The 13,206-nt window shown below is 61.2% G+C and carries 12 protein-coding genes and 2 pseudogenes; 6 read left to right on the plus strand and 8 right to left on the minus strand.

Features of this window, described 5'->3' with window-relative positions:
* Positions 1–486, minus strand: a complete 486-nt coding sequence (locus tag AEQ67_RS19210; protein WP_059405410.1) for a DMT family transporter — start codon at positions 484–486, stop codon at positions 1–3.
* A 228-nt stretch (positions 487–714) separates the two neighbouring features.
* Here AEQ67_RS19210 and AEQ67_RS19215 point away from each other — a divergent pair, with 228 nt between their 5' ends.
* A complete protein-coding gene (locus AEQ67_RS19215) occupies positions 715–1,647 on the plus strand; it encodes a LysR family transcriptional regulator (protein ID WP_059405411.1) in 933 nt (310 codons plus the stop codon).
* Between the two features lie 148 nt (positions 1,648–1,795).
* On the opposite strand, the gene AEQ67_RS36785 is transcribed toward AEQ67_RS19215, so the two are convergent.
* The 3 genes and pseudogenes from AEQ67_RS36785 to AEQ67_RS19225 all read right to left on the minus strand — a co-directional run bounded on the left by AEQ67_RS36785 (position 1,796) and on the right by AEQ67_RS19225 (position 4,974).
* Positions 1,796–2,617 carry a methyl-accepting chemotaxis protein gene (locus AEQ67_RS36785; protein ID WP_442965654.1) on the minus strand — a complete coding sequence of 274 codons (822 nt, stop codon included), beginning with the start codon at positions 2,615–2,617 and terminating at the stop codon, positions 1,796–1,798.
* A 36-nt stretch (positions 2,618–2,653) separates the two neighbouring features.
* Positions 2,654–3,478: pseudogene (locus AEQ67_RS36790) on the minus strand (cache domain-containing protein); the annotation flags it as partial.
* 179 nt (positions 3,479–3,657) lie between these two features.
* Positions 3,658–4,974 carry a Na+/H+ antiporter family protein gene (locus AEQ67_RS19225; RefSeq protein WP_161807477.1) on the minus strand — a complete coding sequence of 439 codons (1,317 nt, stop codon included), beginning with the start codon at positions 4,972–4,974 and terminating at the stop codon, positions 3,658–3,660.
* A 1,469-nt stretch (positions 4,975–6,443) separates the two neighbouring features.
* Between AEQ67_RS19225 and AEQ67_RS36795 the strand changes: the two are divergent.
* Positions 6,444–6,590 (plus strand): annotated as a pseudogene (locus AEQ67_RS36795) (HAMP domain-containing protein); the annotation flags it as partial.
* A gap of 102 nt (positions 6,591–6,692) precedes the next feature.
* Complete coding sequence (locus AEQ67_RS36800; protein ID WP_442965655.1) at positions 6,693–7,448, plus strand: methyl-accepting chemotaxis protein; 756 nt, start codon at positions 6,693–6,695, stop codon at positions 7,446–7,448.
* Between the two features lie 123 nt (positions 7,449–7,571).
* Here AEQ67_RS36800 and AEQ67_RS19235 read toward each other — a convergent pair whose 3' ends face one another.
* Genes AEQ67_RS19235 through AEQ67_RS19250 form a run of 4 tightly spaced genes read right to left on the minus strand, consistent with a single transcriptional unit; the run spans position 7,572 to position 10,167 of the window.
* Complete coding sequence (locus AEQ67_RS19235; protein ID WP_059405415.1) at positions 7,572–8,885, minus strand: sensor histidine kinase; 1,314 nt, start codon at positions 8,883–8,885, stop codon at positions 7,572–7,574.
* Positions 8,882–9,550, minus strand: a complete 669-nt coding sequence (locus AEQ67_RS19240; protein ID WP_059405416.1) for a response regulator transcription factor — start codon at positions 9,548–9,550, stop codon at positions 8,882–8,884. Before AEQ67_RS19240 ends, AEQ67_RS19235 begins: the two co-directional genes overlap by 4 nt.
* Positions 9,551–9,553: 3 nt before the next feature.
* Positions 9,554–9,859, minus strand: coding sequence for a PepSY domain-containing protein (locus tag AEQ67_RS19245; protein ID WP_059405417.1), 306 nt, complete (start codon positions 9,857–9,859; stop codon positions 9,554–9,556).
* Positions 9,859–10,167, minus strand: a complete 309-nt coding sequence (locus tag AEQ67_RS19250) for a PepSY domain-containing protein (RefSeq protein WP_059405418.1) — start codon at positions 10,165–10,167, stop codon at positions 9,859–9,861. The genes AEQ67_RS19245 and AEQ67_RS19250 overlap by 1 nt, the downstream gene beginning before the upstream one ends.
* Positions 10,168–10,429: 262 nt before the next feature.
* On the opposite strand from AEQ67_RS19250, the gene AEQ67_RS19255 reads away from it, so the two are divergent.
* From AEQ67_RS19255 to AEQ67_RS19265, 3 genes are all read left to right on the plus strand, one after another.
* Positions 10,430–11,509, plus strand: a complete 1,080-nt coding sequence (locus tag AEQ67_RS19255) for a patatin-like phospholipase family protein (protein WP_059405419.1) — start codon at positions 10,430–10,432, stop codon at positions 11,507–11,509.
* A gap of 94 nt (positions 11,510–11,603) precedes the next feature.
* Positions 11,604–11,960 carry a 6-carboxytetrahydropterin synthase QueD gene (queD, locus tag AEQ67_RS19260; protein WP_059405420.1) on the plus strand — a complete coding sequence of 119 codons (357 nt, stop codon included), beginning with the start codon at positions 11,604–11,606 and terminating at the stop codon, positions 11,958–11,960.
* Positions 11,961–12,151: 191 nt separating this feature from the next.
* Positions 12,152–12,979, plus strand: coding sequence for an alpha/beta fold hydrolase (locus tag AEQ67_RS19265; protein ID WP_059405421.1), 828 nt, complete (start codon positions 12,152–12,154; stop codon positions 12,977–12,979).
* Positions 12,980–13,206: the final 227 nt, after the last annotated feature.

Consider the following 13,206-nt stretch of genomic DNA (forward strand, 5'->3'; position numbering starts at 1 on the left):
TCAACCCCGAGCAATCAGAACAAGTGCCGCGACAATCAGCAGCAAGGCCAGCCAACGCTCACCGTTGACCTTTTTACGGGTGGCGCCGAACCAGCCGAAGTGGTCGATCAGCACGCTTTTGCCGACCTGCCCGGAGAGGATCGCGATCATGGTCATGGCAATCCCGATGTGCGGCGTGGCCAACGTCAGCACCACCACATACATTGGCCCGAGAAAGCCACCGATCAATTGCCAGCGTGGCAGCTCGCTAAAAGCCGGCCCCTGTTGCGGGCCGCTGAACAGCAGCAGCAAAAACAGAATCGCCGAGCCCACGCCGAAAATGCTCAAGGTCGCCCACAAATGACCGACCTGAACCCCGAGCGGCCCGAGCAAACCGGCCTCCACGGAAAGGCCCATGCCGGCCAGAATCACCAGGGGCAGCAGTAACAGCCGCAACCCTGGTTTGGTCGCGGGTGTGACAGCGATGTCGATTGAAGAAGATTGCATTGGGATCACCTGTGAAATCGATTTAAGCGCAAATCCAGTAGGAGCTGGCTTGCCAGCGAAGGCGGTGTGGCAGGCAATAACGTTTTGTCTGCGAGGACGCCTTCGCTGGCGAGCCAGCTCCTACAAGGGTTCGCGTTGTCAGTGCGCGCATTATCGACTGGCGGTGCTTTGCGATAAATGGGAGCATCCTGACAACACTTTTGCGCAACTCGCACAGCAGGATTAATCATGCACGGCCTCAACGAACTGGGATTCAAGGCGCTTCGGTTGTTTGTCGCGGTGCTCGATCATGGCAGTTTTTCCGAAGTCGCCCGCCGCGAGGGCCTCGCGCCCTCCTCCATTTCCCGGCAGATCCAGCTGATGGAACAGGCCCTGAGCCAGCAATTGCTCTACCGCCACACCCGTGCCGTCACGCCCACCGAAGCGGGGCGGATGCTCGGGCATCACGCGCGACTGGTGCTGGTGCAACTGGAAGAAGCCGAACAGGCCTTGCAAGAACAGCAAAGCGAGCCCAGCGGACTGGTGCGGATCAACGCGCCGGTGGTGTTTGGTCAGCGGCATTTGACGCCATGGCTGGGGCAGCTCTGCGCGCGTTACCCGAAACTGCAACTGGATATCCAGCAAACCGACAGCTACGTCGACCCGTTGCAGGAAGGCGCTGATCTACTGTTTCGCATTGGCCCATTGCACGATTCGAGCATGCAGGCACGCATCCTGGCGCCCCATCGCTTTCAAGTCGCCGCGAGTCCGGCCTATCTGGAGCGCCACGGCACGCCGCAACATCCCGAAGACCTTGCGGCTCATCAATGTCTGGCCTACAAGGGCGTAACCGGCCAACAGCGCTGGTTTTTTCGCAAAGGCCAGCGGGACTGGACGCCCTACTCGGTGAAAGGGCCGATCACCGGCAACCACGCCGACACCCTGACCCAGGCGGCCGAACAGGGCTTGGGACTGGTGATGTTTCCGTCGTGGCTGATTGGTGAAGCGGTGCGCAACGGCACGCTGGTCCCGGTGCTGGGGGAATATCAGGTGTCCAATAGCCTGGAACCGCAACAGATCGCCGTGCTCTGGCCTGGTAGCCGACGGTTATCGGTGAAGGTCAGGACGGTGATCGATTTCTTTGTCGAGTGTTTTGGCGAGGTGCCGTACTGGGACAGGTAGCCTCAACACAACCTCTTGATCTCAACACAACCTCTGGACCTCAACACATTCCCTGTAGGAGCTGGCTTGCCAGCGAAGGCGGCCTGAAGCGCAACGCACAATCCAAAGGCCTCTTCGCTGGCAAGCCAGCTTCTACAGGGGATGTGATTTAGATGCGGAACTGTCCGACCAGTTTGCCGAGGCGCTGGCCGAGGTCGGCGAGGCTGCGAGAAGTCTGGGCGCCGAGCTGGGTTTCATCGGCAACGTTATCCACGGCGACGGCAATCTGGTGCACGCTGCGGTTGATCTCTTCGGCGACGGCGGTCTGCTCTTCGGCGGCGCTGGCGATCTGCGCGTTCATCGAGTTGATGGTGCCGATCAGCTGAGCCATGGTGTCCAGCGACGCGCCGGCCTGGTTGGCCTGTGCGGACGTACCGTCGCCGGCCTCGCTGGAACGGCGCATCGCTTCCACCGCCGATTGGGTGCCGGCCTGCAAGCGGTCGATCATGCCCTGAATTTCCTGCGTACTGATTTGCGTGCGACTGGCCAGTGCCCGTACTTCGTCCGCTACCACCGCAAAACCACGCCCGGCCTCACCGGCGCGCGCCGCTTCGATGGCGGCGTTGAGCGCCAGCAGGTTGGTCTGATCGGCAATCGAGCGGATCACCCCGAGCACGCTGACAATCGACGACACGTCTTTTTGCAGGCTGTCGAGGGAAACGCCGCTGCTGCGAATGTCATCCACCAACGCATGAATCTTGACGATGCTGCCGGCCACCACACGCTTGGCGGCCTGGCCTTCTTCGTCGGTCTGCTGGGCCGCCACCGCGGCGTTTTGCGCGCTTTTCGCCACTTCCTGGGCCGCTGCCGACATCTGGTTGATCGCCGTGGCCACCTGATCGGTTTCGTGACGCTGACGCTCCATGGCCTGATCCGAGCGCTGCGCCTGATCGGAAACCTGATTGACCAGCCCGGTCAGTTGCGAGGTCATTTCGGTGATCTGGCGCACCAGGCCGTGGATCTTGTCGACAAAACGGTTGAACGAGCCGGCCAGTTCGCCGAGTTCATCGTGGCTGGTGATGGTCAGGCGCCGGGTCAGGTCGCCCTCGCCCGCCGCGATGTCGTCGAGGTTGGCTTTCATCAGGTTCAGTGGGCGCAGGATGGCGTTGGCCAGCAGCATCCCGACCGCGGCAATCACCAGCAGCACCAGCGCGGCGCCGCCGATGATGCTCAGCACCCCGCCTTCCATCCGTTCGGTGAGCTTGGCCGGGACCAGCGCCCCCGGGGCTTCGATGCCATCGAGGTTGACCGAGGTGCCGACCGCCATGTCCCACTTCGGCAGGTATTCGGTGTAGCCGAGCTTGGGCACCAGCACTTGAGTGTTGCCCGGCAATGGCGAGCTGTATTCCAGGTAATGGGTGCCGTCCTTCGCGACTTTCACCAGGTCGCGGTTGACGTAGACACCGTTCGGATCGCGGTTGTCCTTGAAGCTCTGGCCCACGCCATCGGGGCTGTTGGCCTTGAACAGGCGCACGGTGTTGGAGTCGTAACCGAAGAAGTAGCCGTCCTTGCCGTAGGTGATGCTCGAGAGCAACTTGACCACTTGCGCCCGCGCCGCGTCATCGCCGGGAGCGGCAGCGTCGTAGAGCGGTTTGATCGCGGTCATGGCCACGGCGACGTAGCTTTGCAGGGTCGCCTCGGCATCGCTGAGCAGGCGCTGGCGCGTTTCCTCGACTTCCTTGTGGGCCTGTTCTTGCAGAATGAACAACGTGGTCAGGCTGATGACTAGCGCAAAGAGCAACACCGGGAGGACGGCAAGGGACAGGACTTTAGCCTTCAGGCTCATGCGCATGACGTTCACTCTTTTGATTTTGTTGGCGTGGTTAAAGGCTTTAACGGCACACCGGATCAAAAGTTGAATGCGCTCATTGTGGGAGCGAGGCTTGCCCGCGATTCAGGCGCCGCGGTTTATCAGGCACACCGCGTAATCGTTCATCGCGGGCAAGCCACGCTCCCACAAGGGAAAGGTGATTACAGAACCATCGCGGCCACCCAGCCGAATGCCAGCAGTGGCAGGTTGTAATGCAGGAAGGTCGGGACCACGGTGTCCCAGATGTGGTGATGCTGGCCGTCGATGTTCAGGCCGGAGGTCGGGCCGAGGGTCGAGTCCGAGGCGGGCGAACCCGCGTCTCCCAGGGCGCCAGCGGTGCCGACGATGCACACAATCGCCAACGGGCTGAAGCCCAGTTGCACGCACAGCGGCACGAAAATCGCCGCCAGAATCGGCACCGTGGAGAACGACGAACCGATGCCCATGGTCACCAACAACCCGACCAACAACATCAGCAACGCGCCGATGCCTTTGCTGTGACCGATCCACGAGGCCGACGCTTCGACCAGCGTTTGAACTTCGCCGGTGGCTTTCATCACTTCGGCAAACCCGGACGCGGCGATCATGATGAAGCCGATCATCGCCATCATTTTCATGCCTTCGGTGAACAGGTCATCGGTGTCGCGCCATTTCACCACGCCCGACACCGAGAAAATCAGAAACCCGGCCAGGGCACCGATGATCATCGAATCCAGCAGCAGCTGAATGATGAACGCCGCTGCGATGGCCAGACCGGCCACCATCAGGCTCAGTGGGTTGTACTCCACCGCCACTTGTTCAACTTGTTCGATCTTTTCCAGGTCGTAGACGCGTTTCTTGCGGTAGCTGATAAACGCTGCTGCAAGCCCCACGACCATGCCCAACGCCGGGATGCCCATGGCATGGGTGACGTTGATACCGCTGATGTCCACGCCGCTACGGGCGACATTGGCCAGCAGGATTTCATTGAGGAAGATGTTGCCGAAGCCCACCGGCAGGAACATGTACGGCGTGATCAGACCGAAGGTCATGACACAGGCGATCAAACGACGGTCCAGTTGCAGCTTGGTCAGCACATAGAGCAGTGGCGGCACCAGCAGCGGAATAAAGGCGATATGTATCGGCAGAATATTCTGCGAGGCGATGGCCACCACCCACAGCAAACCGATCAGCAGCCACTTGACCTGACGCCCACCACTCGCGTGCTGACGGTCGACCATCAGCAAGGCCTTGTCGGCCAGGGCATGGGCCAGGCCGGACTTGGCAATCGCCACCGCGAACGCGCCCAGCAAGGCATAGGACAACGCCACCGTCGCGCCGCCACCGAGGCCGCTGTTGAAGGCTTTTAATGTCGCGTCGATGCCCAGGCCACCGGTCAAGCCACCGACCAGCGCACCCACGATCAGCGCGATCACCACATGCACGCGGGACAGGCTGAGTATCAGCATGACGCCGACCGCGGCAATTACTGCATTAATCATCGTTACCTCAAGACAAACGGAAAGAGTCCGGCCGGCAGTCTGCGAAGAGCCGCCAGCGGATTAAAGAGAGGGTTTTATTAGAGGGCGCGCACTGTGCCGCAGCACTCGCGCGTTGTCAAAATTCGCAAACGACACAACCCCCTGTAGGAGCTGGCTTGCCAGCGAAGGGGCCCGCAAGATTTGCATCGATCTTTCGACCGCCTTCGCTGGCAAGCCAGCTCCTACAGGGTTTGTGCAACTTCGTCGCCGGAGGCGTAAAGAAAGCTGGATAGCGGCCGTTACAGTGCGGAGTCTCAGATATTTATCGAATAAAGGACGTCTCCATGTCGCTCAGACAACTTTCCATTCAATGGAAGATCACCCTGCTGGCCGGGCTTTGCCTGGCGGGTATCGTGACCCTGCTGGTGGGTCTTTCGCTGTATCGCATGGAGCACAGCTCCGCGCTGGTGAAAGCCTCGAGCATGGAGATGCTCACCGAAGCCGCCCAGGCTCGGATCGAATCCCAGGGTGAAAACCAGGCGCTGGGGATTCGCCAGGAATTCATGGACGCCTATCAATATGGCCACGGTTTTTCGCGTCAGGTGCTGTTCCTGCGCGATCAGGCGGAGAAGCGCTTTCTCGATGCCTTCGACCTGCGCGAAGACCTCACCCGCCAAGTCAAGTCGGCCCTGCAAGCCAACCCGGACCTGCTCGGTCTGTCCCTGGTGTTCGAAGCCAATGCGCTGGACGGCAAGGACGAACTGTTCGCCGGCCAGAGCGAAGTCGGCAGCAACGAAAAGGGCCGCTTTGCCTTGTACTGGTCGCAACCGACCGCAGGCCAACTGACCTCCATGCCGCTGCCCGAAAGTGACATGGCCGACACCCGCACCGGCCCCAGCGGCGAACCGGCCAACGCCTGGTTCACCTGCCCGCGCACCACGCTCAAGCCCTGCGTAATCGAGCCCTATTTCTATGTGATCGACGGTCAGAAGGTGCTGATGACCAGCATCGTTTTCCCGCTGATGGTCAACGGCAAGGTCATCGCTTCGCTGTCGGTGGACATCAACCTCAACAGCCTGCAAGCGGTCAGCCAGGGCGCAAGCAAAAAGCTCTATGACGGCCAGACCAGCGTCAGCATCATCAGCCCGGTCGGTTTGCTCGCCGGCTACAGCCCGGACGCCAGCAAACTCAGCCAGCGCCTGGACGCCGTGGACACCACCCATGGCGCCGAATTGATTCGCCTGCTAGCCAACAGCAGCAAAACCGCAAGCCTGCACAGCAACCAGCAATTGAAAGTGCTGTCGCCGTTCCAGCCGATTCCCGGCGGCAAGTCCTGGGGCGTGTTGCTTGATGTGCCGGAGAAAGTCCTGGTCGGCCCTGCCGAAGCGCTGAAAAAGCAACTTGATGAAAGCAACACCGCAGGCACCCTGGTCGAACTCGGCCTGGGCGTGCTGGCGGCGTTGATCGGCCTGATGCTGGTGTGGTTGATGGCGCGCAGCGTGACCAAGCCGATCCTCGGCGTGGCCCACATGCTCGAAGACATCGCCAGCGGTGAAGGCGACCTGACCCGGCGCCTGGCCTACGACAAGCAGGATGAACTGGGCCAATTGGCCGGTTGGTTCAACCGCTTCCTCGACAAACTGCAACCGATCATCGCCGAGGTCAAACGCTCGGTGCAGGATGCGCGCAGCACGGCGGACCAATCCTCTGCGATCGCCACCCAGACCAGCGCCGGCATGGAACAGCAATACCGTCAGGTCGATCAGGTCGCGACCGCGTCCCACGAAATGAGCGCCACCGCCCAGGACGTCGCCCGCAGCGCGGCGCAAGCGGCACAGGCAGCGCGGGATGCGGATCAGGCAACCCGTCAGGGCCTGACCGTGATCGACCGCACCACCACCAGCATCGGCAACCTTGCCGCTGACATGAGCGCGGCGATGGTGCAAGTCGAAGGCCTGGCGGCCAACAGCGAGAAGATCGGCTCGGTGCTGGAAGTGATTCGCGCCATCGCCGAACAGACCAACTTGCTGGCCCTCAACGCGGCGATTGAAGCGGCCCGCGCCGGTGAAGCCGGGCGTGGTTTTGCGGTGGTGGCTGATGAGGTGCGCAACCTGGCGCGGCGGACTCAGGAGTCTGTCGAAGAAACCCGCCTGGTGATCGAGCAGTTGCAGAGCGGTACTCAGGATGTGGTGGGGTCGATGAACAACAGCCATCGTCAGGCACAGGGCAGCGTCGAACAGGTGGGCCAGGCGGTGACGGCGTTGCGCCAGATTGGTGAAGCGGTGACGGTGATCAGCGACATGAACCTGCAAATCGCCAGCGCGGCGGAAGAACAAAGCGCGGTGGCCGAGGAGATCAACAACAACGTGGCGACGATTCGCGACGTAACTGAGTCGTTGTCGGGGCAGGCGAATGAATCGGCGCGAGTGAGCCAGTCGCTCAATAGCCTGGCGAATCAGCAACAGAGCCTGATGGATCAGTTCCGCGTTTAACGCAAATATTGCATCCACAGAAACACCTGTGGGAGCGGGCTTGCCCGCGATGAGGCCACAACATCCAACATCAATGTTGACTGTTAGATTGCCATCGCGGGCAAGCCCGCTCCCACAGATTACTCAGCGTTTGGGCAGTTCGATGACAACCTTCAACCCGCCCCACTCGCTCTCTTCCAGTCGCAACTCCCCGCCCCAGGTGTCGACGATGTCGCGCACGATGCCCAATCCCAACCCATGCCCGTCAGTCTGCTCATCCAGTCGAGTCCCGCGACTGAACACCTGTTCGCGCTGATCCTGGGGAATCCCCGGGCCATCGTCTTCCACGCTCAACTGAAAACCTGCAGCCGTCTCGACCACACTCAACCGCACCTCGGCATCCGCCCATTTGCAGGCGTTGTCCAGAAGGTTGCCGAGCAGTTCCAGCAAATCCTCGCGATCCCACGGCAACTGCAGCCCGGACGGCGCGACATAGCGCAGATCAAGATGCTCGCCGTGAATCATGTTCAACGTGGCCAGCAACCCCGGCAACTCCGCATCGCAATCAAACAACCCCCCCGGCAGCGCATCGCCGGACAACCGCGCGCGATTGAGTTCGCGATTGAGCCGTTGCTGCACCTGTTCAAGTTGCGCCTGAATCACTTTGCGAAGCTCTGGATGAGCATCGAGTTTTTCGCTTGAAGCCAGGCTCAACAACACCGCCAACGGGGTTTTCAAGGCATGGCCGAGGTTGCCCAAGGCATTGCGCGAACGCTTGAGGCTGTCTTCGGTGTGGGCCAGCAAATGGTTGATCTGCGCCACCAGCGGCTCCAGCTCCACCGGCACCTGATCGTCGAGTTGCGAGCGCTGGCCCTGCTGCAACTGGGCGATCTGCTCGCGGGCCTTTTCCAGTGGACGCAAGGCGCGGCGCACGGTGATCCGTTGCAGCAGCAGGATCAACAGCAGCCCCGCCAACCCCAAGCCCAAACCGATCTGCTGCATGCGCAAAAAGCTCTCGCGCACCGGGGTGTAATCCTGGGCCACGCTGATGGAAATCGACTGGCCCAAGCGGCGATAGTCCGAGCGCAATACCAGCAACTGCTGACCTTCCGGGCCCAATTGCAGGTTGCTGTGCAGACCGGGGTGATCCAGTGGCGGCATTTCCTGATCCCACAGCGAGCGGGAACGCCAATGGCTATCGGCGAAATCGATACGGAAGTAATGCCCGGAAAACGGGCGCTGATAGGCCGGTGAAAGATGTCGCTCATCCAGCTGCAAGCCTTGTGGCCCGCGCACCAGCGCTACCAGCAGGCTTTCGCTGTCGTTGCGCAGCCCGGCTTCGAGGTAGCGCTGCAAACCCATTTCAAACAACCACAAACTGGTTTGCGCCAACACCAGGCCGACGATCACCATCACGCTGATCAGCCCCAGGCTCAAGCGGCGCTGGATCGACCTCACTGGGCTTGCCCGCCGAACAGGTAACCCTGGCCGCGACGGGTTTCGATCACGCTACGGCCGAGTTTGCGCCGCAGGTGGTTGACGTGGACTTCCAGCACGTTGGAATCGCGCTCGGTTTCACCGTCGTAGAGGTGTTCGGCGAGATGGCTTTTGGAGAGAATCTGTTCGGGGTGCAGCATGAAATAACGCAGCAGGCGGAATTCGGCGGCGGTGAGCTGGATGTCGGCGCCGTCGCGGGTCACGCATTGCCGACCTTCATCCAGGTGCAGGCCGGCAGCCTTGAGGGTCGGCTGATTGGCCTGGCCGTGGGAGCGGCGCAACAGTGCCTGGACGCGCAAATGCAGCTCTTCCGGATGAAAGGGTTTGGTCAGGTAATCGTCGGCACCGGCCTTGAGGCCTTCGATGCGCTCGGCCCAGGAACCGCGCGCAGTGAGGATCAGCACCGGCGTCGCCAGGCCGCCGGCCCGCCATTGGCTCAGCACCTCAAGCCCCGGCAAACCCGGCAGGCCGAGGTCGAGGATGATCAGGTCATAGGGTTCGCTGCTGCCCTGGTAGACCGCGTCGCGACCGTCGGCCAGCCAATCCACGGCATACCCTTGACGGTTCAAACCGGCCATCAGTTCGTCGGCCAGGGGCACGTGGTCTTCCACCAGGAGCAAACGCATCGGTCAATCTTCCTTGTCTTTCAGTAAACGGCCAGTGGCGGCTTCGATGTCCAGTTCCCGGACCACGCCTTCGGTGGTCAGCAGCTCGACTTCATAAATGTAGACGTCGTGTTTTTCTTCGAGCTCGGCTTCCAGCAGTTTGGAACCGGGATAACGGTCCAGCGCCTGTTGCAACAGTTGCTCCAGCGGCAAGATCACGCCCTGCTGTCGCAGGCGCAGGGCTTCGTCCTGGTCGAGGTCGCGGGCCATGACGACCGAGCAAAACGCCAGCAGCACCAGCGCCATGCGTGAAACTGAAAACACCTTCATTACGTATCCTGATGATCCTTGAGAACCTGCCCGCTGACAGCGTCTAATTCCAGATCCCACTCAATGCCCTGTGGGTCGCGCAGTTCCACCTGATAGATGTACTTGCCGTACTCTTCTTCCAGCTCGGTTTCGGTGATTTTGGCACCGGGGTGTTTGGCCAGCGCGGTGGCATTGAGCTTCTCGAACGACACAATAGTACCAGCGTCGCGCAGCCGCAGGGCTTCGTCGGGGCCCAGGTCGCGAGCGTGGGCGAGGCTGGCGGTCATGCCGATGATGGCGGCGGTGAACAGGGCAGTCAGGGTTTTCATAGGGTGTCTCCGTATTTTTATGTGTTGCCTACGGGAGCCACCTTAGCGAGCTGAACTTAACTGAAGCTGAATTGCCATCATTGGATATGACGTACACATAACCTGTAGGAGCCAGGCTTGCCGGCGAAGGCGTCCTTCAACCCGCCTTCGCCGGCAAGCCTGGCTCCTACAGGATCGTGGCGCAGCATCCAATGCAGCGTGTTGCCGCGCGCGTCAGTAACACGCGTTTATAATCCCCCGCTTGCCAGACATCGAGACCGGTATGACCGCTATCCACATCAAGTTCCCTTCCCTGACCCTCAAGGCCGGCCCGCGTGCCTTTGCGCGCATCCGTGCAAGCGGCTTGAGCGCCGCCGAAGTGGGTACTCTGCCCGGTGCCGCCGGCGGCCCCAAGGCGCTGGGGATTCAAGGTCTGGACCTGGCGCTGTTCGGCGAGTGGCTGCCGGCCGCGCCACGGGAGCGATCATTGATCGGTGCGTCGGTGGGTTCCTGGCGCTTTGCCAGCGCGTGCCTGCCGGACGCCGCCGAGGGCATCCGCCGCCTCGGCCATCTGTACACCGAGCAAAATTTCGCCAAAGGCGTGACCATGGCGCAGATCAGCCAGAGCTCGCAACGCATGCTCGATGAGCTGCTCGACGGTCGCGATGCCTCGATCCTGAATAACGCCGATTACCGACTGAACATCATGGTGGTCAAAAGCCACGGCCTGTTGGCCGATGATCATCGCGGTCGATTGGGGCTGGGCCTGTCATCGGTGATCGCCGACAACCTGCGTGGCCGCGCGCGGCTGTCACGGCACTTCGAGCGGTTGATCATCCACGACCCGCGCCTGGCGCCACCGGTCCATGCTCTGAACGACTTTCCGTCGCGCTTCGTTGCGCTGGACGCCGGCAATTTGCGCCAAGCCTTGCTGGCGTCGGGTTCGATCCCGATGGTGATGGAAGGTGTGCGTGATCTACCGGGTGCCGGCGTCGGCACGTTCCGCGATGGTGGCCTGCTGGACTATCACCTTGACCTGCCCTACAGCGGCAACGACATCGTGCTTTATCCGCACTTCACCGACCGGGTGATTCCCGGCTGGTTCGACAAGACCCTGCCCTGGCGCCGCGCCTGTCCGACGCGCTTGCAGGATGTTCTGCTGCTGGCGCCATCGAAGGAATACCTGGCGCGCCTGCCCTACGGCAAACTGCCGGACCGTAACGATTTCAAGCGCTTCATGGGCGATGCCCCGAGCCGGCAGAAGTACTGGCGCACAACCATGGATGAAAGCCGTCGGCTGGGCGATGAGTTCCTCGAACTGGCCGCCAATGGTCGCCTGGCCGAACGCTTGCTGACCCTTTAGTCAGTGTTTTCCCGCAAGCCCAAACGCAAACTGTTAAACTCGCCGCCTGCCCACATCGCCGCGGCGATCGCCACCTGACAGAGCTGAAACCACTGTGGAAATCTTCAAAGAATTTACCTTCGAATCCGCCCACCGCCTGCCCCACGTGCCGGACGGCCACAAGTGCGGCCGCCTGCACGGTCACTCGTTCAAAGTGGCGATCCACCTGAGCGGCGATCTGGATCCGCACACTGGCTGGATCCGCGACTTCTCGGAAATCAAGGCGATCTTCAAGCCGCTCTACGAGCGCCTGGACCACAACTACCTGAACGACATTCCCGGTCTGGAAAACCCGACCAGTGAAGTGCTGGCCAAATTCATCTGGAAGGAATTGAAGCCCCTGCTGCCGGAACTCAGCGCGATCCGCATCCACGAGACCTGCACCAGCGGTTGCATCTATCACGGCGAGTAAGTCGATATCCCCTGTAGGAGCAAGCTTGCTCGCGATGGAGTGTCAGGCGACACCACAGTTGCTGACACACCATCGCGAGCAAGCTCGCTCCTACAGGGGGATGCGTTTCGTCAGTGATTAAGAAAACAGCCTTTTATGGCTGTTTTTTTATGCCTATGCTTTTTGGCTTCCACACGCCAAGAGGACACCCCATGACTGACTGGCCGCTGGCTCAAACCTATCGCTTCAACGGGCACTCCGTTCGCTACGCCGTCCGTGGTGACGGCCCACCCCTGTTGTTCGTGCATGGCACGCCCTTCTCTTCTTACGTATGGCACCGGATTGCGCCGCACTTCATCACCACGCACCGCGTGCATTACTTCGACCTCCTGGGTTACGGCCAGTCCGAACAACGCGACAGTGATGTGTCGCTGGGCGTGCAGAACGAGTTGATGGCGCAACTGCTTGAGCATTGGGGCCTGGATTGTCCGGACGTGGTGGCCCACGATTTCGGCGGTGCCACCGCGCTGCGCACTCATCTGTTGAACGGCAAGGAGTTCCGCAGCCTGACGCTGATCGACCCGGTGGCGCTGACGCCCTGGGGGTCGCCGTTCGTGCAGCATGTGCGCCAACATGAGCCAGCGTTCAGCGGACTGCCTGACTACATTCAGCGGGCGATAGTGCCGACCTACATTCGGGGGGCGATCAAACGGGAAATCCCGGACGACGAGCTCGCACCTTATGTGCAGCCATGGTTGGGTGATCCGGGGCAAGCGGCGTTCTATCGGCAGATCGCACAGATGGATGAACGCTATACCCGCGAGGCTGAAACGCTGTACCCGACGATACGCTGCCCGGTGCAGATTCTTTGGGGCGAGGATGACCAGTGGATTCCCATTGAACGGGGCCGCGCGCTGCATCAGATGATTCCTGGGTCACAATTTTACCCAATCTCCAATGCCGGGCATTTGGTTCAGGAAGATGCCCCGGAAGCCATCATCGCCGCGCTGCTGCGGTTTCTCCCCCTTGCCCCCCGCTAAATCCCCTTGTAGGAGCTGGCTTGCCAGCGAAAGCGGTCGGTCAGTCATACTTGTGTTCCTGCCCCCCCGCTTTCGCTGGCAAGCCAGCTCCTACAGTTCACCGTGCACCTCTCATCGGCAAGGAGCGCCACATGACACAGAACAGTCCGGCCTGGATTCTGCCGGGCACAGCGATTCCGCCGATCGGTGGCGTGATCATGGCGGATTTTTTCTTCCGCTATCGTGTG

This window comes from Pseudomonas sp. RIT-PI-q, from assembly GCF_001297125.1.
GTDB lineage: Bacteria > Pseudomonadota > Gammaproteobacteria > Pseudomonadales > Pseudomonadaceae > Aquipseudomonas.